This is a genomic window from Janthinobacterium glycogeni, from assembly GCF_051380725.1.
Lineage (GTDB): Bacteria > Pseudomonadota > Gammaproteobacteria > Burkholderiales > Burkholderiaceae_D > Janthinobacterium.
Window position 1 is genome coordinate 267459 of record NZ_JBNYXP010000001.1, and the last position, 20504, is coordinate 287962.

The window sequence follows — 20504 nt, forward strand, 5'->3', positions numbered from 1 at the left end:
ATATCGCTAAGATATAAGCACCATGCCTGTGCCGTATGACCCCATTTTACCCCTCAAAGCCAGTCAAGGCTCAGTCCGCCGGAAAAAATTACCCGTAGTCAACATTAATTTATCCATACCGAATACTTCCTCTAAATGGACCAAGCCGCAACCCAGGCCGGTTTGCGCAGCCACGCGGCGCCAGGAAAGCCGCCAGGCCGGGCAGCGCGGCGGGCATGAAAAAACCCGCTCGCGAGCGGGTTTTGAGGGAGGCGCCGAACTGACAGGCTAGCTTACATACTGTAGCGCAAGGTCAGCGCCACGTTGCGCGGCGCGCCAGGCAAACTCAGGTTCGGGCTGGAACCGTGGCCCGACACGATATAGCGCGTGTCGCCGATATTGTTGATGTTCAACTGCACTTCATAGCGGCCCGTGCGGTACACGGCCATGGCGTCGGCCGTCACATAGCCTGGCAAGACCACCGTGTTGCCCGGATTGGCGAAGCGGCTGCCGACGGCATTCGCGCCGCCGCCCACCGTGAAGCCGTGGCCCAGGTCTTTCGTCAGCCACAGGTTGGCCGTGTTGCGCGCCGTCAGGGTGGCGCGCTTGCCCTTGATGGCCACCGAACTGGCCGTCGTCGTGCCCGGCGCATTCACGCTGCGGTCGACGGCGATGGAATCGGTGATGGTGGCGTCCAGGTAAGCATAGCCGGCCATCATCTTCCAGCCGTCATGCAAGTCCGCATTGAAGGTCAGTTCCAGGCCATCCGTGCGCTGCGTGCCGACGGGCACGATGCGGTTGGTGATGGGGTCGCTGGTCTTGATATTGTCGCGCTCCAGGCGGAACAGCGACACGGTGGCATTGGCGCGGCCGCCCCACAGGTCGTACTTGGCGCCCACTTCCGTGTTGCGCGTGGTTTCCGGCGCCAGGTCCGCATTGTTGGCGGCCAGGGCGAAGTTCTCGCCGCTGGGCTGGAAAGAGCGGCTCCACGAGGCGTAGTACGATTGCGTCGCTCCCGGTTGCCAGACGAGGCCGGCGCGGGGGCTGTAGGCCGAATCCGTGCGCGACAGGTTGGCCGTCGTCACGCCAAGCGCATTGGCCAGGCGCGACTGCTGCTTGTAGCGGTCGTAGCGCAAGCCGGCCAGCGCCTTCCACTCGTCGCTGAAGCTGATGGCGTCCTGCACGTAGGCGGCGGCCGTGTCGTAGGTGCCGAAGGTATCGCTGCGCGCGCCCAGCTTGCCGCGGTTGACCACAGGCAGGACGGGATGGAAGATCGATACATTCGTCGCCACCACGGTCGAGGCCCAGCTCGACGCATCCTTGTTTTGCTTGCCGAACTCGGCGCCGTACAGCACTTCGTGGCGCAGGCTGCCCGTGACCAGCTTTTGCGTCAGTTCCGTCTGGTTGAACCAGCCGCTCTCGTCGCGGTTGAGCTTGGCATGACCGAGGCTCATCGTGCCCTTGACCTCGTTGACGTTGCCGGAAATATTCGTGTTGTTGCGATCCAGGTGGTAATCGTAATAGCGGAAGGCATTGCGCAGCGACAAGGTATCGCTGAACTTGTGCGTCAGGGTGGCGGCCGTGGACACCACGCGCGACTGGCTGAAGTCCGCATCGCGGGCATTCGCGGCGCCATAATAGCTACCCGCATCGACGGCCACGGGACGGCCGTGGTAAGACGGGATGCCGAAATCCGTCAGGCGGCGGTCTTCCAGGTAATCGCCCTGCAGCAGCAGTTTCGTCGCGCTCGACAGGCGGATGGCCACGGATGGCGCCAGCGCCGTGCGGTTGATGAATTGCTGGTCGCGGTAGCTGTCCGACAGTTCGCGCGCGCCCGTGACACGCCAGTCCACCGTCTCGCCCACGCGGCCCACGTCGACTTCGCCGCGGCGCCCCGCTGTGTTCGTCAAGCTCAGGGCCACGTCCGTGATGTCCATTCCCGGCTTCTTGGTGATGCGGTTCACCAGGCCGCCCGAGGAACCGCGGCCGTACAGCACGGCGGCCGGTCCCTTGATCACTTCCAGGCGCTCCACATTCGACAGGTCGCGGAAATACAGCGCGTCATCGCGGAAGCCGTCGACGAACTGGTCGCCGATGGCCGTGAAGCCGCGAATGAACACCTGGTCGCGCTGGCCGTCGCCCGTGGACAGGCCCACGCCGGGGATGTTCTTCATGATGTCCTGGATCGACATGGCGTTCTGGTCGCGGATGACGGCGGCCGGCACCACGTTGATCGTTTGCGGCACGTCGCGCAGGGCCATTTCCGTCTTGGTGCCGCTGGCGGAGGTGGCGGCGACATAGCCGTCCTTGTCCTTGGCCGCCGTCACGGTGACGGCGGGCAATGTTTCCTGCGCCCAGGCCGCCAATGGCGTGGCGCCCAAGGTCAAGGCGCCGAGTACGGCGATGGTGATCGGTTTACATCCTGGCTTGCGACGTTGCTGCATACAATTCCCTGGTCGATGTTTTAATACGAATGATTATCATTAGTATTTTATCAGGCAGACAGGCATAAAGTAAGCATTTCTGTAAGTGATAGTACTTATGGACTAGGTACTTGATGTAAAAACACAACAGGAAATCAATGTCAAAAAATAATTAAAATTGCCGCCAGAAACTATTTCTCTGCGTCAATGCTATACTTGCGGCTTGCTGGGCAGCGGTCAGCCTGACCGATATGCCCCTTGCTTCACCTCCGACGCCACGCTCAGCGCGGCGCGCCGCACAGCCATCACGCGGCACCCGAAGACCCCGATCCCCTGCGCCTCGCGGCGCCTGTCCGCCCCTGCTGGCGGCGGCGATCATGACTATTAAACTGTTAGGAATTACATGAAAAACCTGAACATCGGCAGCCGCCTTGGCGTCGGCTTTGCTGTCGTATTGCTGTTGCTTGCCGCCTTGACCATCACCGCCCTCGTGCGCATGCAAACGGCCAGCGACCTGACTTACCGCCTGATCAATACCAGCATCAAGAACCAGCGCATGGTGGCCGAATGGTCGAAGATCATTGAACTCAACAGCGTGCGCGGCGTCGCCTCGTTCGAAATCACCGATCCTGTCGTGCGCGCCAAGATCGAGGAAGACTTGAAGGTCGATGCGGAGCGCTCCAGCAAGCTGCAGGACGACATCGTCGCATCCTTGCTCAACCCTGCCGTGATCGAGCAATTCAAGGTCGTGCGCAAGGTACGCACCGACTACGTGACGACGCGTGCGCGCGCCTTCAAGATGAAGGCTGACGGCGACATGGCCGGCGCGAAGATCGTGTTCGACAAGGAAGTCGCGCCCATCACCGTGGCCTATCTGGCCGAAGTGAAGCGCTTCGCCGGCATGCAGATCAAGGCGGCCGACGGCGTCGGCGCCAGCATCATCGAAGCTTACAGCAGCACGCGCATCTTCCTGATCACCATGGGCGTGCTGGCCGTACTGATGGGCATCGGTTTTGCGTGGTGGATCACGCGCTCGATCACCGGCCCCATCCGCGACGCCGTGAAAGTGGCGGAAACCGTCGCAGCGGGCGACCTGAGCAGCACCATCACGGCGCAAGGCCGCGATGAAACAGCCCAGCTGATGCACGCGCTGAAAACCATGAACGACAGCCTCGTCGGTATCGTGGGCCAGGTGCGCAGCGGCACCGACACCATCGCCACGGCATCGGCGGAAATCGCCGCCGGCAACCAGGACCTGTCCTCGCGCACGGAACAGCAAGCCAGCTCGCTGGAAGAGACCGCCTCGTCGATGGAAGAATTGACCTCGACCGTGAAACAGAATGCCGACAACGCGCGCCAGGCCAATAAACTGGCCGGCGACGCGGCCGGCATCGCCAGCCGCGGCGGCGCCGTGGTGGCCGAAGTGGTCGCCACCATGGGCGAGATCAATACCTCGTCGAAGAAAATCGTCGACATTATCTCCGTCATCGACGGCATCGCCTTCCAGACCAACATCCTGGCCCTGAACGCGGCCGTGGAAGCGGCGCGCGCCGGCGAACAGGGACGCGGCTTCGCCGTCGTGGCCACCGAGGTGCGCAACCTGGCGCAGCGCTCGGCGGCGGCGGCGAAAGAGATCAAGGGTTTGATCGACGACTCCGTGCAAAAGGTCGACGTGGGCACGGACCTGGTCGACAAGGCGGGCAAGACGATGGAAGAAATCGTGCAAAGCATCGGCTTCGTCACCTCCATCATGAGCGAAATCAGCAACGCCAGCGAAGAGCAAAGCGCAGGCATCGAGCAGGTCAACCAGGCCATTTCCGAAATGGATCAGGTGACCCAGCAAAATGCGGCGCTGGTGGAGGAAGCCTCGGCCGCAGCCGAAGCGATGCAGGAACAGGCGAGCGAACTGGCGCAGGTGGTCAGCGTCTTCCGCCTCGATGCGAACGCGGCGGCCACCGATCGTTTCAGCGTGAAAGCGGCGCAGCGCAGCGCGCCCGCAACCCCGGCAGCGCCAGTCCGCAAGGCCTCGGCCCCTGCCCTGCGCCTGCCCGCGACGCGCGCCAGCAGCAAGGCGAGCGCACCTGCCGAAGGCGAGTGGGAAGAGTTTTAAATCTAGCTCGGCAAGCCGCGCGGCATCACGCCGCGCAGGCTTGCGCTGTGGCGATCAGTGCCGCCAGCTCGCGCGGTACCGATTGCCCCAGAAACTCCAGCGCCAGCGCCTCCGGATCGATGGCGGCGTCCGCGGGCAAGCCATGCTCAAAGCCGCCCACCATGATGCGGCAGAAATGCGGCGATTCGGCCCGCGTTTCCACATACCAGCAACCCGCATGCCCCTGCACGAAGTATTCGCCGATAAAGTAGCCAAGCATGGTTTTCACCCATTGCCAGCTCTCGTCGCGGATGACGATGGTGCGCATGGCCGCATCGATGTACGGCAGGTACTCGGCCGCATTGCTCAGCACTTCGTGCGCGGGCTGGATGCCCAGGCGCTCGACAAAATTCACTAGCGACGCGCCCAGCGCGTCATAGTAGGCATCAAAAGCCGTTTGGCTTTGCTGCAATAATTGTTCTTGTTCCTTCGACAGCATTCACACTCCACAGACATTCAACAATCGCGTCCATCCCGAGAAATGGCGCGGATCAGACTTTCCCCTATTTTACGCCACGCTCACGTCCACGCCGGCGCGCAGCAGCAAGGCCTGGCTACGGGCGGACAACTGCGTCACCTGCAGGTGCTTGCCCGCCTTGTCGTAGCGCTCGTACAAGGCTTCGATGGCCGCGATGGCCGAGTGATCGGCCATATGCAGATGCCGGCAATCGAGGATGACGCGGGCCGGATCGGTCGCCGCCTGGAACAGTTCCAGGAAATGCGTGGTCGAGGCGAAAAACAGGGTGCCGTGCGGCAGGTACACGCGCACGCCGGATCTGCCATCATCGATGTCGGCGCGCATGTCGCGTGCATGTTGCCAGGCAAAATTCAAGGCGGCGATGACGATGCCGCACAGCACCGCCATCGCCAGGTCCGTGAACACGGTGATCACCGTCACGGCGACGATCACCAGCGCATCCTGCAGCGGCACCTTGCCCAGCACGCGCAGGGAACCCCAGGCAAACGTCTGCTGCGCCACGACGAACATCACGCCCACCAGCGCGGCCAGCGGGATGCGCTCGATCAGCGGCGACAGGAACAGGATGAACAATAAAATCATCACGCCGGCCGTCACTCCCGACAGGCGCGAGCGGCCACCCGAGCTCAGGTTGATCATCGTCTGTCCGATCATGGCGCAGCCGCCCATGCCGCCAAACAGGCCCGACACGACGTTCGAGGCGCCCAGGGCGATGCATTCGCGGTTGGGCTGGCCCCGCGTTTCCGTCATCTCATCGGTGAGATTAAAGGTGAGCAAGGTTTCCAGCAGACCCACCATGGCCATCAGCGCCGCATACGGGAAGATGATGTGCAAGGTGGCCATGTCCAGCGGCACGGCGGGCCAGTGCAGGGCCGGCAAGCCGCCGGCGATATGCGCGAGGTCGCCCAGGGTGCGCGTGGGCAGGTGCAGGAAATGGCTGAGCACGCCCACGCCGAGGATGGCCACCAGCGCGGGCGGCACGGCTTTTGTCACGCGCGGCAACACGTAGACGATGGCCATGGTCAGTACCACCAGCGCGCCCATCACATACAGGGGCGTGCCTTGCAGCCAGGTTGCGCCCTGCGGCGTGGACTGGCGAAAATGTTCGAACTGGGACAGGGCGATGACGATGGCCAGGCCGTTCACAAAACCCAGCATCACGGGATGGGGCACCATGCGGATCAGCTTACCCAGGCGCAAGAGGCCGAACAGCGCCATGATGATGCCGCTCAGCACCACGGTCGCCAGCAGGTATTGCACGCCATGCCGGGCCACCAGCGCCACGATGACGACGGCCATGGAACCGGCGGCGCCCGAAATCATGCCGGGGCGCCCGCCAAAGATGGCAGTGAATGCGCAGATGATAAAAGCGCCATACAGTCCCATCAGGGGATTCAACTGCGCCACGAGGGCAAAGGCGATGCACTCGGGCACCAGGGCGAACGAGGTGGTCAGACCCGCCAGCAGGTTTTTTTGTACGTTCGGGAACCACTCATCCCGAAAAGTTGTGTTGATCATTGAGTCAAATCCAAAGTCGGAACAGGAAAATGCCTGCCTGATGGGCAATCATCAGGCGCAGCCAGGCCAGCGGGCGTCACAGAAAAGCAGCGCCGAGGTCGAATGGCACAGGAAAGGCGTCGGTGACGACATCGGTATGGCGGAAAGGGGAAGTTTCATCAAGGCGCCAGGCGGCGCGGCTGAGCTTGCCGGCATTATACAAGATGCGCCGCCGGCAACAGTCTGGCGAAAGCGCAGACAAAAAAATAGCCCACTCGAAAGCGGGCTATTTTTTTCATCTGGAGGCGAGGACGGGAATCGAACCCGTCTAAACGGCTTTGCAGGCCGCTGCATAACCTCTTTGCTACCTCGCCAGAGGAACTGCTTCGATGCGCCTTGCGGCCCACCTTGAAAACTGGAGCGGGAGAAGAGTCTCGAACTCTCGACCTCAACCTTGGCAAGGTTGCGCTCTACCAACTGAGCTACTCCCGCATTGGAGCTTGTTTACCGCTTAACCGCGCCGCGCCAACTGCTGTGCGGCGGATAAAAAAAGGAAGCCAGCTTAGCTTCCCTTTAGAATTCTGGAGCGGGAGAAGAGTCTCGAACTCTCGACCTCAACCTTGGCAAGGTTGCGCTCTACCAACTGAGCTACTCCCGCATTGGAGCTTCTATTTTCTGCTACTGTCATCTTGCTGTGCTGCTTCAGCGTTCGCTGGAGCGGGAGAAGAGTCTCGAACTCTCGACCTCAACCTTGGCAAGGTTGCGCTCTACCAACTGAGCTACTCCCGCATACGAACCGCTATTTTACTGCTTTTTGCTACCGTTTACCAGTGCTGCTTTACTGCTGATCCAGTCTTCACTGGAGCGGGAGAAGAGTCTCGAACTCTCGACCTCAACCTTGGCAAGGTTGCGCTCTACCAACTGAGCTACTCCCGCAGTGGACAACATTGTATCAGAAGCTCTACTACATCGCCAGTACTACTTTTTACTGCATTCGCTGTTTTTACCTATGACACGATCCAGAAAACTGGAGCGGGAGAAGAGTCTCGAACTCTCGACCTCAACCTTGGCAAGGTTGCGCTCTACCAACTGAGCTACTCCCGCGTCATCAACAACAGGCCAGCATTATAGAGGGATTACAGGGGCTGTCAACGGGCAATATCTGGTCTTTTGCAAAATATTTGGGGTCAGCCCCATTGGGCCTGACCCCAGCTCTTGCGTTTGGGCCAAACCGTTCAATGCAGGTTGCCGGCCTTTTCCTTGATCAAGGGCCATGCCAGGCGCAAGTAATAGAACATCGACCACACCGTCAGCACGCAGGCGATCCACAGCAGCTTCTCGCCCCACACATGGGTGTCGACCGCGCCAAAGATCACTTCGTGGTACAGCAGCAAGGGAATGGCCGTCATTTGCGCGGCCGTCTTGATCTTGCCGATCGAGCTGACGGCCACCGATTTCGACGCGCCGATCTGCGCCATCCATTCACGCAAGGCGGAAATCGTGATTTCGCGGCCGATGATGATAAAGGCCAGCACGGCATTGACCCGGTCCAGCTGCACCAGTACCAGCAAGGCGCCCGCCACCATCAGCTTGTCGGCCACGGGGTCGAGGAAGGCGCCGAAGGCCGAGGTCTGGTTCCAGCGCCGCGCGAGGAAACCATCGAACCAGTCGGTCACGGCCGCAACGATGAAGACCAGGGTGGCAACCAGGTTCTGGTCGCCATGCAGCAGCATCGACGGCGGCAGGTAAAACACGCCGACGACGAGCGGGATCAGGGCCACGCGCAGCCAGGTCAAAAGGATGGGAATATTAAAAGGCATAAGAGAGCAATCGGCCGACGGGTAAATTGAACATGAAGAAAGCGTGAAGAAAGCGCCACTAGTCTACATGGCCCCGGGGTATTAGCCTAGTCCGGTTGCCGCAGCGCCGGACCAGGCCGTCATAGAATCCTCACAAAACCGTAGCGAGCGGCAGCGAATTGCGACCGAGAAGCGCAACTGTGCTTGACACGGGGGCGCCGAGCCAGTGAGCATCGCAGGCCGCAGGCCGCAAGTCGCGACGCGCAGCAGGTTTGGTGGGGCGTTCTAATGCAGCTGCTTGTAAATTTCCTCTGCCAGCTGCGTGGAAATCCCCTCCACCGACATCAGGTCCTCGACGCTGGCGTCGACCACGCCGCGCAAGCCGCCAAAGCGCGACAGCAGTTTCTGGCGGCGCTTGGCGCCGATGCCTTCGATTTCCTCGAGGCGCGAGGTCTGGCGCGTCTTGGCCCGCTTGGCGCGCATGCCCGTGATGGCGAAGCGGTGCGCCTCGTCGCGGATCTGGGCGATCAGCATCAGGGCCGCCGATTCCTTGCCCAGTTCCTGCGCCGCGCGGCCATCGACGAACAGCAGGGTTTCCAGGCCCACCTTGCGCCCTTCCCCCTTGGCCACGCCGACAATCAAGCTGATATCGAGTCCCAGCTCGGCAAACACCTGGCGCGCCATTTCGATCTGGCCCTTGCCGCCGTCGATCAGCACCACGTCGGGCATGACGCCGTCGCCATTCGCCACTTTTTCGTAACGGCGCATCAGCACCTGGCGCATGGCCGCGTAATCGTCGCCGGGCGTGATGTCGTTGATGTTGTAGCGCCGGTATTCGCCGTTCTGCATGGCATGGTGGTGGAACACGACGCACGAGGCCTGCGTCGCCTCGCCCTGCGTGTGGCTGATGTCGAAGCACTCTACGCGCAGGCTGTCGAGGTCTTCCGTTTCCAGGCGCAAGGCCTCGGCCAGCGCGCGCGTGCGCGACTGCTGCGAACCCTGCTCCGACAGCAGGCGCGCCAGCGAGATCTCGGCGCCCTTCTGCGCCATTTCCAGCCACTGGCGGCGCTGCCCCTGCGGCTGGAAGATCAGGTTGATGCGGTGGCCGCACTGCTCCATCAGCGCCACCATCAGGGCCGGCTGGTCGAATTCGATATTCAGGATCAGGGTGCCGGGAATGAATTTTTCCGTGTAGTGCTGGGCCAGGAAGGCGGCCAGCACCTCCACCTCGATCGGCTCCTCGGCAATCGCCGCTGCATCGCTGAGCTGGCTGGGGAAGTACGCGCGGTCGCCCAGGTGGCGTCCGCCCCGCACCATGGCCAGGTTGACGCAGGCGCGCCCGCCCTGCACCAGCACGGCGAGGATGTCGACGTCGGCGTCGCCCGTCGTTTCCATGCTTTGCTGGTGCAGCACGCGCGACAGCGAGGTGATCTGATTGCGCACCACCACCGCCTGCTCGAATTTCAGTTCGGCGGCAAACGCGTGCATCTTCTTTTCCAGGTCGGCCAGCACCTCGCTCTGGCGCCCGCGCAGGAAGCGCGCCGCGTTTTCCACATCGTTTTTATAATCTTCCTTGCTGATCAGGTCCACGCACGGCGCGCTGCAGCGGCCGATCTGGTGCAGCAGGCAGGGCCGCGTGCGGTTCGCGTAGACGCTGTCCTCGCAGGTGCGGATCAAGAACACCTTTTGCAGGATCTGCATCGATTCCTTGACGGCCCAGGAACTGGGGAACGGCCCGAAATACTGGTTTTTCTTGTCCACCGCGCCCCGGTAATACACCATGCGCGGCGCGTCGCCATTGGTGATCTTCAGGTAGGGATAGGACTTGTCGTCACGGAACAGGATGTTGTAACGCGGCTGCAGCGCCTTGATCAGGTTGTTTTCCAGGATCAGGGCTTCCGCCTCGCTATGCGTGACGGTCGTTTCCAGGCGCGCGATGCGCTCGACCATCATGGCGATGCGGGGGCTGGCCAGATTTTTCTGGAAATAGCTGGACACGCGCTTTTTCAGGTCGCGCGCCTTGCCGACATACAGCACCTTGTCGGCAGCGTCGAAATAGCGGTACACGCCGGGCAGGTTCGGCAGCCTGGCGACGGTGGCCAGCACCTGCGCGCGCGGGTCGGGCGGCGTTTCCGCCAAGGATGGTTCTGGGCTTGCTTCGGTCATTGCTGGCTCATTCTTGCACTGCTTGCTCCACGATCACGAACGCGACCGCATATTCTTCTTCATCGCTGATCGTCACTTGCGCGCTCAGCCGGTTTTTTTCCATGAAGTCCGCCAGCACGCCGCTGCAGACGATCATCGGCTTGCCGCTGGGATGGTTCAGCATCTGCGCGGCGGGCCAGGTCATCGGCATGCGCAAGCCCAGGCCGATGGCCTTGGAAAACGCCTCCTTGGCCGCGAAGCGCGTGGCCAGGAAGCGCACGCCGCGCACCGCGTTCTTGGCGCTGCGGGCGCGGAATTTTTCCAGCTCCTGCGGCCCCAGTATCTTTTTGGCGAAACGCTCGCCATGGCGCGCCAGGGCCGCCTCGATGCGGGGAATCTTGCAGATATCGGTGCCGATGCCGTAGATCATGCCCTGCTCCCTGGTCAGGCCCTGTGGCCCAGGCGCGTGGCCACCATGATGGCCTTCATTTCCCGCACGGCGTTTTCCCAGCCGACGAACACGGCATGCGCGACGATGGCGTGGCCGATATTGAGTTCGGCGATATCGGGAATGGCGGCGATCGCCTGCACGTTGGTGTAATGCAAGCCGTGGCCCGCATTGACCTTCAAGCCGCGGCCCACGCCGAACAGCACGCCCGCCTTGATGCGCTCCAGCTCGGCCAACTGCTCGGCGCCGTCCGTATCGGCATAGCGGCCCGTGTGCAGCTCGATCACGGGTGCACCGAGCTCGGCGGCGGCGGCGATCTGCTGCTCGTCCGCATCGATGAACAGGCTCACGCGGATACCCTCGCCTTGCAATTGTTTCACCGCCGCCTGCACTTCCTTGAAGAAGCGCACCACGTCCAGGCCGCCCTCGGTCGTCACTTCCGTGCGTTTTTCCGGCACCAGGCAGACGTCGGCAGGCTTGATGCGGCAGGCGAAATCGATCATCTCGGCCGTCACGGCCGCTTCCAGGTTCATGCGCGTGAGCAGCTGCGGCGCGATGGCGATCACGTCCGCATCCTTGATGTGACGGCGGTCTTCGCGCAAATGCAGCGTGATGGCGTCGGCGCCCGCCTGTTCGGCCAGCAGGGCCGCGCGGACCGGGTCCGGATACGCGGTGCCGCGCGCATTGCGCAAGGTGGCCACGTGGTCGATATTGACGCCCAGGTCGATGACGGGGCCGGAAGGCTGCAAAAAGCTCATAGTGATGGTATCCGTAAAGTGCTGTCGCGCGGCAAACCGCCGCTACAGCTGCATTAAATCGATCAGTATCTGGCGCGTATTCAAGGTGGCGCCACCCAGTTGATGGGCCAGCAAAAAGCGCATCAGCAGCTTGCTTTGCGCCTGCGTGGCCACGTCACAATAATCTTCGCGCTCCATGTCGAGCAGGGTCTTGCCCGTGATCTTCGGCCAGGCGTCGGCCGCGCGCGCCGGGCGCGGTCCCCGCTCCGGGTCGACCACGTACACCTGCCCCGCCTCGACGGCCTGGCGCGTGCCCGTGCAGCGCGTCAGGTCGGCCGCCACGCCCGTTTCCTTGAGCAGGGCGCGCTCGAACTTGCGCAGCACGATGGGCGGCGGCTCATTGTGCGCCAGTTGATTCAAGGTGGCAACGTAGTGATCGAACAGGACGGGATGCGGGTCGTCGCGCGCGAGCAATTTGACCAGCAATTCGTTCAGATAGAAGCCGCACAGCAAGGCGGTCTTTTCCAACGGTAACATGCCACCCACCCATTCCGCGCCCGTCAGGATGCGCAGTTCGGACTTGCCGGTCCAGCCCGCCTGCAGCGGCTGGAACGTCTGCAGCACGCCGCGCAACTGCGAATGGGGCCGCTTGGCGCCCTTGGCGACGAGCGCGATGCGGCCGTATTCGCGCGTAAACACGTCGACGATGAGGCTGGTTTCTTTATGCGGATAGCTGTGCAGCACGAAGGCTGGCTGGCCCGTGATGCGGCCGTCGCGCGCGGGCGGACGGCTGCGCCGGGGTGCGGCGGACGTGGGCGGTGCGGAGGGTGCGGCCGGCGGCGCGATGGCCGCCGTCGCGGGGACAACGGGTGAGGCTGGCGCAGGATCGTGCAGCGCTGGCGTGGTGGTGCTCATGCGTGTGGCGTCGCCCCCGGGTTGCGGATTACTCGTAGCCGTAGGCGCGCAAGCCCGCCTCGTTGTCGGCCCAGCCCGACTTGACCTTGACCCAGATTTCCAGGTACACGGGGCCGCCGAACAGTTTTTCCATATCCAGGCGGGCCTGGGTGGACACTTCCTTCAGGCGCGCGCCCTTGTTGCCGATGATCATGGACTTGTGCGTATCGCGCTCGACCAGGATGGCGGCGAACACGCGGCGCAAATCGCCTTCCTGCTCGAATTTCTCGATCAGCACGGTGCTCGTGTACGGCAGTTCGTCGCCGACAAAGCGGAACAGTTTTTCGCGCACGATTTCCGAGGCGAGGAATTTCTCGCTGCGGTCCGTGATGTCGTCCGGGCCAAAGATGGGCTGGTTTTCCGGCAGGAAGCGCTTGATCTCGTTCTGCAAACCTTCCAGCTGGAAATGCAGCTTGGCCGAGACGGGCACGATGGCGGCGAAGTCGCGCATGGCGGCGATCTTTTGCGCGAACGGCAGCAAGACAGCCTTGTCCTTCACGCGGTCCGATTTATTGATGACGAGGATGCACGGCACTTCCTTCGGCAGCAGGTCCATCACTTGCTGGTCGGCCGGACCAAACGTGCCCGCCTCAATCACGTACAGGATGACGTCCGAGGAAATCAGCGTGTTCGTGACGGTCTTGTTCAGCGTCTTGTTCAGCGCGTTCGAGTGGCGCGTCTGGAAGCCTGGCGTGTCGACGTAGATGAACTGCGCGTCCGGCACCGTCTGGATGCCCGTGATGCGGTGGCGCGTCGTTTGCGCCTTGCGCGAAGTGATGCTGACCTTCGCGCCGATCAGCACGTTCATCAGGGTCGATTTGCCCACGTTGGGGCGGCCCACGATGGCGATATAGCCACAGCGGAAGTTGTCGGGCATTTTGGTGGCTGTCATGCTAGTGTCGATTCTGTTTAGTGTGAGCGGCGATCGCCGGGGCAGCCGGGGCTTGCGCGTCGTCGCTCTGGATGGTGGCAATGCCGGCCAGCTTGAGCTGGGCGGCGCGCGGTTTGGGCTTGCGGCTGGCGGCAGGCGACTTCAACAGCGCCTGCTCGGCCACGTCCAGCGCCAGTTTGGCGGCAGCTTGCTCACCGGCGCGGCGGCTTCCGCCACGGCCGTAAACCTGGATGTTCAATTTCGGCACCAGGCATTCGATCTCGAATTCCTGGCTGTGGGCGGCGCCATGGGTAGCCACCACGTTGTACTGTGGCAGCGAAATTTTCTTACTTTGCAAAAACTCCTGCAGCAGGGTCTTGGCATCCTTGCCCAGGGTTTGCGGATCGACCGAGTCGAGTATCGGGATGTAGAAGGCGCGGATCACCGTGCTGGCGGCGTCGAAGCCCGTGTCGAGGAAGATGGCGCCCAGCAAGGCTTCCAGGGTGTCGGCGAGGATCGATGGGCGGCGGAAACCACCCGATTTGAGCTCGCCTTCGCCCAGGCGCAAAAATTGCGACAATTCCAGCTTTTGCGCGATTTCATACAGCGACTGCTGCTTGACCAGATTGGCGCGCAGGCGCGACAGGTCGCCCTCGTCGATGGTCTTGAAACGTTCGTACAGGATGGAAGCGACCACGCAGTTGAGGATGGAGTCGCCGAGGAATTCCAGCCGCTCATTATGCAAACTGCTGTGGCTACGGTGCGTCAAGGCTTGCTGCAACAGGCCAGCATCCTGGAACGTATAGCCTAAACGGGTTTGCAATAGCTGAAGATTCATTGTTGTTTCTGTGTCATCTGAGTAATTCGGCTGGCCGCCGCGCGGGGAATCGGCACGGCGGCCATACGGGCGGCTTAGTGTATGCCACCCACTCTTTTCGGATTGCTGAAGTTCATCCACACCAGGAAAGCCTTGCCGACGATGTTCTCGTTCGGCACGAAGCCCCAGTAACGGCTGTCCGCGCTATTGTCGCGGTTGTCGCCCATCATGAAGTAATTGCCTTGTGGCACTACACACGTAAAACCGTCTTCGTTGTAGTTGCACGCATCCTTGTGCGGGAAATCCTTCACTTCGCGCAAGTTCAACGTGGGAGCGGGCTCGTCGTTGAGGATGCGGTGGCTCACGCCCGTCAGGTTTTCTTCCAGCTGCTTGTGGTAGACCGTGCTTTCGTCATCGAGGTAGTCGTCCAGCGGGGTGTACTGCACTTCCTTGCCGTTGACCGTCAAGCGCTTGTTTTCATAGGTAATTTTATCACCGGGCACGCCGATCACGCGCTTGATATAGTCTTGCGACATATCTTTCGGGTACTTGAACACCATCACGTCGCCGCGCTGCGGATCGTTGACTTCGATGATGCGCTTGTTGACGATCGGCAAACGAATACCATACGTAAACTTGTTGACCAGGATCAAATCGCCCACCAGCAAGGTCGGCACCATCGAGCTCGACGGAATCTTGAACGGCTCGTACAGGAACGAGCGCAGGCAGAACACGAGGGCGATGACGGGGAAGAAGCTGCCCGAATACTCGACCCAGGTCGGCTGGCGCAACAGCGCCGCCTCGATGGTGGCGCGGCTGCCGCCCGCATCGGACTTGATGCCCTCGGCGGCCAGCTTGGACTGGCGCGCATCGAATTCAGCCAGGGCGCGGTCGGCCGCCTTGCGGCGCTGCTTGGACAGATAAAATACATCCAGGCACCAGACCAGGCCCGTCAACACCATCAGCACGAACAGGATTAAAGCGAAATTTCCTAAAATCACTTGCAGGTTCATTGATTAACCATCCACTTGTAAAATTGCCAGGAATGCTTCTTGCGGGATCTCCACGGAACCCACTTGCTTCATGCGTTTCTTACCCGCTTTTTGTTTTTCCAGCAATTTTTTCTTGCGGCTGATGTCGCCGCCATAGCACTTGGCCAGGACGTTCTTGCGCAAGGCTTTCACGTTTTCGCGCGAAATGATGTTCGCGCCGATGGTCGCCTGAATCGCCACGTCGAACATCTGGCGCGGGATCAGTTCGCGCATCTTGGCGGCCACCTGGCGGCCACGGTACTGGCTGTTCGAACGGTGGACGATGATGGCCAGCGCATCGACTTTTTCACTGTTGATCAGCATGTCGACCTTGACCACGTCGGCCGCGCGGTATTCCTTGAACTCGTAATCCATCGAGGCATAGCCGCGCGACGTCGATTTCAGGCGGTCGAAGAAGTCCAGCACGATCTCGGCCATCGGCATTTCATACACGAGCTTGACCTGGCGGCCGTGGTAGCTCATGTCCATCTGGATGCCGCGCTTGCCGATACACAGGGTGATCACGGAACCGACGTATTCCTGCGGCATGTACAGATTGACCGTGACGATAGGCTCGCGCACTTCCTCGATGCGCGACGGATCGGGCATCTTCGACGGATTGTCGACGTTGATCATGGTGCCGTCGCGCTGGATCACTTCGTACACCACGGTAGGCGCCGTGGTGATCAGGTCCATGTCGAATTCGCGCTCGAGGCGTTCCTGCACGATTTCCATGTGCAGCAAGCCCAGGAAGCCGCAGCGGAAGCCGAAGCCCAGCGCCTGCGACACTTCCGGCTCGTACATCAGGGCCGCGTCGTTCAGTTTCAGCTTTTCCAGCGAGTCGCGCAGCGCGTCGTACTGGTTCGCTTCGACCGGGAACAGGCCGGCAAACACTTGCGGCTGCACTTCCTTAAAGCCAGGCAATGGCGCGGCGGCAGGACGGTTGGCCAGGGTGACGGTATCGCCCACTTTCGCCGCTTTCAATTCCTTGATGCCGGCGATGATGAAGCCCACCTGGCCTGCCGACAATTGCGGCAAGGATTGCGAACGGGGCGAAAACACGCCGATGTCTTCCACCAGCTGCACCGAATCGGTGGCCATCAGGCGGATCTTGTCTTTCGGTTTCAGGGTGCCGTTGATCACGCGCACCAGCATGACCACGCCCACATAGGCGTCATACCAGGAGTCGACGATCAGCGCCTGCAGCGGCGCATCGGGGTCGCCCTTCGGTGGCGGCACCTTGACGATCAGCTGCTCGAGCACGTCCAGCACGCCGAAGCCCGTCTTGGCCGAGCAGTGCACGGCGTCAGCCGCGTCGATGCCGATCACGTCTTCGATCTCGGCGATCGCGCTCGGCGGATCCGCGTTCGGCAAGTCGATCTTGTTCAGCACGGGCACCACTTCCACGCCCAGGTCCAGCGCCGTGTAGCAGTTGGCCACCGTTTGCGCTTCCACGCCTTGCGATGCGTCCACCACCAGCAGCGCGCCTTCGCACGCCGACAGCGAGCGCGACACTTCATAGCTGAAGTCGACGTGGCCCGGCGTATCGATCAGGTTCAGGTTGTAGATCTGGCCATCGCGCGCCTTGTAGTGCAGGGCCGCCGTTTGCGCCTTGATGGTAATGCCGCGCTCGCGCTCCAGATCCATCGAATCGAGCACCTGCGCCTCCATCTCGCGGTCGGACAAGCCGCCGCACAATTGAATGATGCGGTCAGCCAGGGTCGATTTACCGTGGTCAATATGGGCGATGATGGAGAAGTTGCGTATGTTGTTCATTAACTAATATAAGTGCGAAGTTGACGACACTGCTTTAACAGGAATCAGGGGGATCATGTCCGGGCCAAACAGGGCCAAAATCAGGCGCCCCACTCATGATGAAAAAAGCGCTCCGAGCAGGACATCTGCATGCCCAGGCGAGCGCTTTTGAAGCGACAGAAGCTGCTGCCTCGGACAGTAGCTTTTTCGACCTCCCCATTTTACCGGATTTCAGAGTAGAAAGCCCGTCTTATGAGGCCGGCACCGGGGCAAGCCGACATTTTCGGCTGTTTTCAGCACCAGAATGGTGCAATGCAGTGTCAATATTGGCAATTAAGCTACGCCAGGCAGCGCCGTACCGCCGCTTCGTCGAGAAAATAATGGCAGAGCTCGGGCTGCGCCAGGTCGCCGAACAGCACCGGCACCAGCTCGTCGAAACGGGCCAGCAGCGAGGCGTCAGGCGAGGCGTCGATGTCGATCACGTCCACCGTAAACGGCTTGCCGGGCGGCTGCAGCAGGAGCAAGGCGTCGAGCATGTCCTGGCAAAGGTGGCAATAACTGCGGGAATAGAGGGTGAAGTGCATGAAGATATGGGGAAAAGCATCCCGGCCGGGGCCGGGACGCAGGTAGATCAGAAACTTACTTGGCCGATGGACGCAGCGAAACGAATTGCGCCGTATCGCCGCGGCGCACCAGCACGGCCGACGATTTCTTCGGATCGAGCTTGGCGACCAAGGCGTTGAACTGCTTGGCGTCTTTCACGGCAACATTATTCAATTGCAAGATCACATCGCCAGGCTGCAGGCCGGCCAGAGCCGCCACGCCATCGGCATCGTCGACCAGCACGCCCGCGTCGATCTTCAATTCCTGTTTCTTCGCGGCCGGCACGTCGCTGACCTTCAGCCCCAGTGCATTGACGGCCTGCGCTTCCGGCTCCCTGGCGCCCTTCTTCGCCGTTTTCTCGCCTTCCAGCTCGACGACGGTGACGGGAATGTCCGCCTGCGCGCCCTTGCGCCAGACGGTGACCGTGGACTTGCCATTGACGGCGGCGCCGCCCACCAGACGCGGCAGGTCGGAGGAGCGCTCGATCTGGGCGCCGTTGAATTTCAGGATGATGTCGCCCGGCTTGATGCCCGCCTTGTCGGCCGGACCGCCCGGCTCCACCATTGACACTTGCGCGCCCTTGGCGTTCGGCAAGCCCAGCGATTCCGCCACGTCCTTGCTCACTTCGCCGATCTGCACGCCGATGCGCCCGCGCACGACCTTGCCCGTCTTTTTCAGCTGCTCGCCCACGCGCATGGCTTCATCGATGGGCACGGCAAACGAAATGCCGTTATAGGCGCCGGACAGGGTGGCGATCTGCGAATTGATGCCGATCACTTCGCCGCGCATATTGATCAAGGGTCCGCCCGAGTTGCCGGGATTGACGGCCACATCGCTCTGGATCAGGGGCAGGTAGTCGCCCGTGTCGCGCGACTTGGCGGAAATGATGCCGGCCGTCACCGTGTTTTCCAGGTTGAACGGCGAACCGATGGCGATGACCCACTCGCCCACGCGGATCTTGTTCGAATCGCCGATGGTCAGACGCGGCAGGTTGCCGCCCTCGATTTTCAGCAGGGCCACGTCGGTGCGCGCATCGGCGCCGATCACCTTGGCCTTGAATTCGCGCTTGTCCGTCAGGGTCACGTAGACCTCGTCGGCGCCATCGACCACGTGGGCATTGCTCAGCACGTAGCCATCGGCCGAGATGATGAAGCCAGAACCCACGCCGCGCTGCACTTCCTGTTCCTGCGGTACGGCGCGGCGGCCGCCGCGCGGCGCCTGCTGGCGCGGCGTCGGCATGGCGCCGCCGAAGAAGCGGCGCAGAAATTCCTGCATTTCCTGCTCATCCTGACTGCCGGCGCCGGCGCCGCCCATTCTCAGGCGTTCGGTGGTGCGGATATTCACCACGGCCGGGCCCACGGCGTCGACCAGGTCCGAGAAATCAGGCAGTTTCACCGCCGGCACGGCGGCCTGCGCCTGTGGCGCCAGCCCCAGCATGGTGGGAGCCAGAAACACGCCAGCGGTACCGAACAATAAGGCGGAAAGCGTCTTTACTGAAAACGACTTGCTGGCGGCACACATGTTTTTTTTCATGGAAAGGTTCTCTTCGAATATATAAACGGATCAAAACGCGGATCAGGCGATTGCCTGCGTGCACGATCGGCCGTCATGACGGCATCCCGGGGGCAAACACATCCGGCAGCGCACATGGCAGCGCATATGGCAAACAATGCAACAATATATCGCAAAAGCAAGATATTGCCTGCACACAGTGTCAATCGTACCGAAGTCCAGTGTCAAGAGGGTGACGCGGGAGTTAAGCCTGGCATAAGATGGAAACGCGTTAGCTAGCGCTGCGCCAGCGGGCCCGCGTCCAGCGGCTCGGCCGCCCCCGGCGGCACGATGGAGGCGGACAGGGGCAGCAGCGGTTCCGCACGGGCAGGGTCCGACTCGGCGGCCAGGCGGCTGGCCAGGCGCGCATCGAACTGGGCGCTCAGTAGATGACCGCACTGCTCCGAGCGCAGCACGTCACCGATATGGCGATAGGCATTCCAGGCTTGCCGTCCCTCATCCGTGTCGAGGGCGGCAAATGCCAGTTCGAGTTCGCTCGCCGCCAGCTCGCCATCGGCCAGGGCGGAAATAGTCTCGTGCAATCGTGTGTGCGTATCCATGATGGGTCCTGCCATTTCAAGAAGATCGGTGCGAAAACCGGACGCAGCCATGCCAACCTCATACTCTTCAGATTACCAGCGCTTGTCAATTGGCATGTCCAGCAACGGTTTCAATTTTTCCGCAATCACTTCGCGCGCGCGAAAAATCCGGCTGCGCACGGTGCCGATGGGGCACGCCATGATCTCCGATATTTCTTCATAGCTCAGGCCCTCGATCTCGCGCAGCACGATGGCCGTGCGCAATTCGATGGGCAGCACATCCATGGCCGCATTGACGGTGGCCGCAATCTGCTTGCTGGCCAGCACCGATTCGGGTGTATTGTTGTCACGCAATTTATTGCCATCATCGAAGGACTCGGCCTGCTCGGCGTCGGCATCGCTGGACGTGGCGGCACGCCTCCCCTGCGTGACGAGATAATTCTTGGCCGTATTGATGCCGATGCGGTACAGCCAGGTATAAAAAGCGGCGTCGCCGCGAAAATGGCGCAGCGCCCGGTATGCCTTGATAAAGGTTTCCTGCACCACATCTTCGGCCTCCGCCGGGTCGTGCACCAGGCGCGACACGAGGCGCATCAAGCGGCGCTGGTATTTCGATACCAGCACATCGAATGCCCGTTTGTCGCCAGCCTGCACCCGCTCGACCAGTAACTGATCATACTCGCGCTCTGTCCTCACGCCCAATGTCCCTGGTGGCATGCAGCGTGGGC

Annotated in this window: 17 protein-coding genes and 6 tRNA genes; 1 reads left to right on the forward strand and 22 read right to left on the reverse strand. The window is 61.7% G+C overall.

Translation table 11 applies throughout. The features are described 5' to 3' along the window. Window positions 1-272: 272 nt before the first annotated feature. Complete coding sequence (locus tag ACQ4W4_RS01220; protein ID WP_436540467.1) at window positions 273-2423, reverse strand: TonB-dependent receptor; 2151 nt, start codon at window positions 2421-2423, stop codon at window positions 273-275. Between the two features lie 382 nt (window positions 2424-2805). Between ACQ4W4_RS01220 and ACQ4W4_RS01225 the strand changes: the two genes are divergently transcribed. After that, entirely contained in the window at window positions 2806-4512 is a 1707-nt protein-coding gene (locus ACQ4W4_RS01225; protein WP_436540468.1) for a methyl-accepting chemotaxis protein, read from the forward strand. Between the two features lie 25 nt (window positions 4513-4537). Here the strand turns inward: ACQ4W4_RS01225 and ACQ4W4_RS01230 are convergent, their stop codons facing one another. The 21 genes from ACQ4W4_RS01230 to rpoE form a co-directional block, all read right to left on the reverse strand. Next, a complete protein-coding gene (locus tag ACQ4W4_RS01230) occupies window positions 4538-4990 on the reverse strand; it encodes a hypothetical protein (protein ID WP_436540469.1) in 453 nt (150 codons plus the stop codon). Between the two features lie 69 nt (window positions 4991-5059). After that, on the reverse strand, window positions 5060-6547 hold the full coding sequence (locus ACQ4W4_RS01235; RefSeq protein ID WP_436540470.1) for a SulP family inorganic anion transporter: 1488 nt from the start codon (window positions 6545-6547) through the stop codon (window positions 5060-5062). A gap of 279 nt (window positions 6548-6826) precedes the next feature. Further along, window positions 6827-6900: transfer RNA gene (locus tag ACQ4W4_RS01240), tRNA-Cys, on the reverse strand. Window positions 6901-6942: 42 nt separating this feature from the next. After that, window positions 6943-7018 (reverse strand) — tRNA-Gly (locus tag ACQ4W4_RS01245). A 90-nt stretch (window positions 7019-7108) separates the two neighbouring features. After that, window positions 7109-7184, reverse strand: a tRNA-Gly gene (locus tag ACQ4W4_RS01250). Window positions 7185-7239: 55 nt separating this feature from the next. Next, a tRNA-Gly gene (locus ACQ4W4_RS01255) sits at window positions 7240-7315 on the reverse strand. 71 nt (window positions 7316-7386) lie between these two features. Beyond that, a tRNA-Gly gene (locus ACQ4W4_RS01260) sits at window positions 7387-7462 on the reverse strand. 92 nt (window positions 7463-7554) lie between these two features. Next, window positions 7555-7630, reverse strand: a tRNA-Gly gene (locus ACQ4W4_RS01265). 131 nt (window positions 7631-7761) lie between these two features. Then, the gene (gene pgsA / locus ACQ4W4_RS01270) at window positions 7762-8346 is read right to left on the reverse strand and encodes a CDP-diacylglycerol--glycerol-3-phosphate 3-phosphatidyltransferase (RefSeq protein WP_219114198.1); all 585 of its coding nucleotides are present in this window, start codon (window positions 8344-8346) and stop codon (window positions 7762-7764) included. Between the two features lie 264 nt (window positions 8347-8610). Further along, window positions 8611-10491 carry an excinuclease ABC subunit UvrC gene (uvrC, locus tag ACQ4W4_RS01275; RefSeq protein ID WP_436540471.1) on the reverse strand — a complete coding sequence of 627 codons (1881 nt, stop codon included), beginning with the start codon at window positions 10489-10491 and terminating at the stop codon, window positions 8611-8613. A 7-nt stretch (window positions 10492-10498) separates the two neighbouring features. Further along, a complete protein-coding gene (acpS, locus tag ACQ4W4_RS01280) occupies window positions 10499-10900 on the reverse strand; it encodes a holo-ACP synthase (protein ID WP_070288651.1) in 402 nt (133 codons plus the stop codon). Between the two features lie 14 nt (window positions 10901-10914). Beyond that, a complete protein-coding gene (pdxJ, locus tag ACQ4W4_RS01285; RefSeq protein ID WP_436540472.1) occupies window positions 10915-11676 on the reverse strand; it encodes a pyridoxine 5'-phosphate synthase in 762 nt (253 codons plus the stop codon). A 42-nt stretch (window positions 11677-11718) separates the two neighbouring features. Next, entirely contained in the window at window positions 11719-12570 is an 852-nt protein-coding gene (gene recO / locus ACQ4W4_RS01290; protein WP_436540473.1) for a DNA repair protein RecO, read from the reverse strand. 28 nt (window positions 12571-12598) lie between these two features. Then, window positions 12599-13501, reverse strand: a complete 903-nt coding sequence (gene era, locus ACQ4W4_RS01295) for a GTPase Era (RefSeq protein ID WP_034749612.1) — start codon at window positions 13499-13501, stop codon at window positions 12599-12601. Window position 13502: 1 nt separating this feature from the next. Continuing rightward, the gene (gene rnc / locus ACQ4W4_RS01300) at window positions 13503-14318 is read right to left on the reverse strand and encodes a ribonuclease III (RefSeq protein ID WP_086140332.1); all 816 of its coding nucleotides are present in this window, start codon (window positions 14316-14318) and stop codon (window positions 13503-13505) included. Window positions 14319-14392: 74 nt separating this feature from the next. Then, a complete protein-coding gene (gene lepB / locus ACQ4W4_RS01305; RefSeq protein ID WP_096236432.1) occupies window positions 14393-15310 on the reverse strand; it encodes a signal peptidase I in 918 nt (305 codons plus the stop codon). Window positions 15311-15313: 3 nt separating this feature from the next. After that, window positions 15314-17104, reverse strand: coding sequence for a translation elongation factor 4 (gene lepA / locus ACQ4W4_RS01310; protein WP_070223864.1), 1791 nt, complete (start codon window positions 17102-17104; stop codon window positions 15314-15316). Window positions 17105-17421: 317 nt separating this feature from the next. Further along, window positions 17422-17667 (reverse strand): glutaredoxin family protein, encoded by a 246-nt coding sequence (locus ACQ4W4_RS01315; protein WP_070302033.1) that lies wholly within the window; start codon window positions 17665-17667, stop codon window positions 17422-17424. A 55-nt stretch (window positions 17668-17722) separates the two neighbouring features. Then, entirely contained in the window at window positions 17723-19219 is a 1497-nt protein-coding gene (locus ACQ4W4_RS01320; protein ID WP_436540474.1) for a DegQ family serine endoprotease, read from the reverse strand. Window positions 19220-19473: 254 nt separating this feature from the next. Then, window positions 19474-19797, reverse strand: coding sequence for a sigma-E factor negative regulatory protein (locus ACQ4W4_RS01325; protein WP_436540475.1), 324 nt, complete (start codon window positions 19795-19797; stop codon window positions 19474-19476). A 72-nt stretch (window positions 19798-19869) separates the two neighbouring features. Beyond that, entirely contained in the window at window positions 19870-20493 is a 624-nt protein-coding gene (rpoE, locus tag ACQ4W4_RS01330; protein WP_436540476.1) for an RNA polymerase sigma factor RpoE, read from the reverse strand. Window positions 20494-20504: the final 11 nt, after the last annotated feature.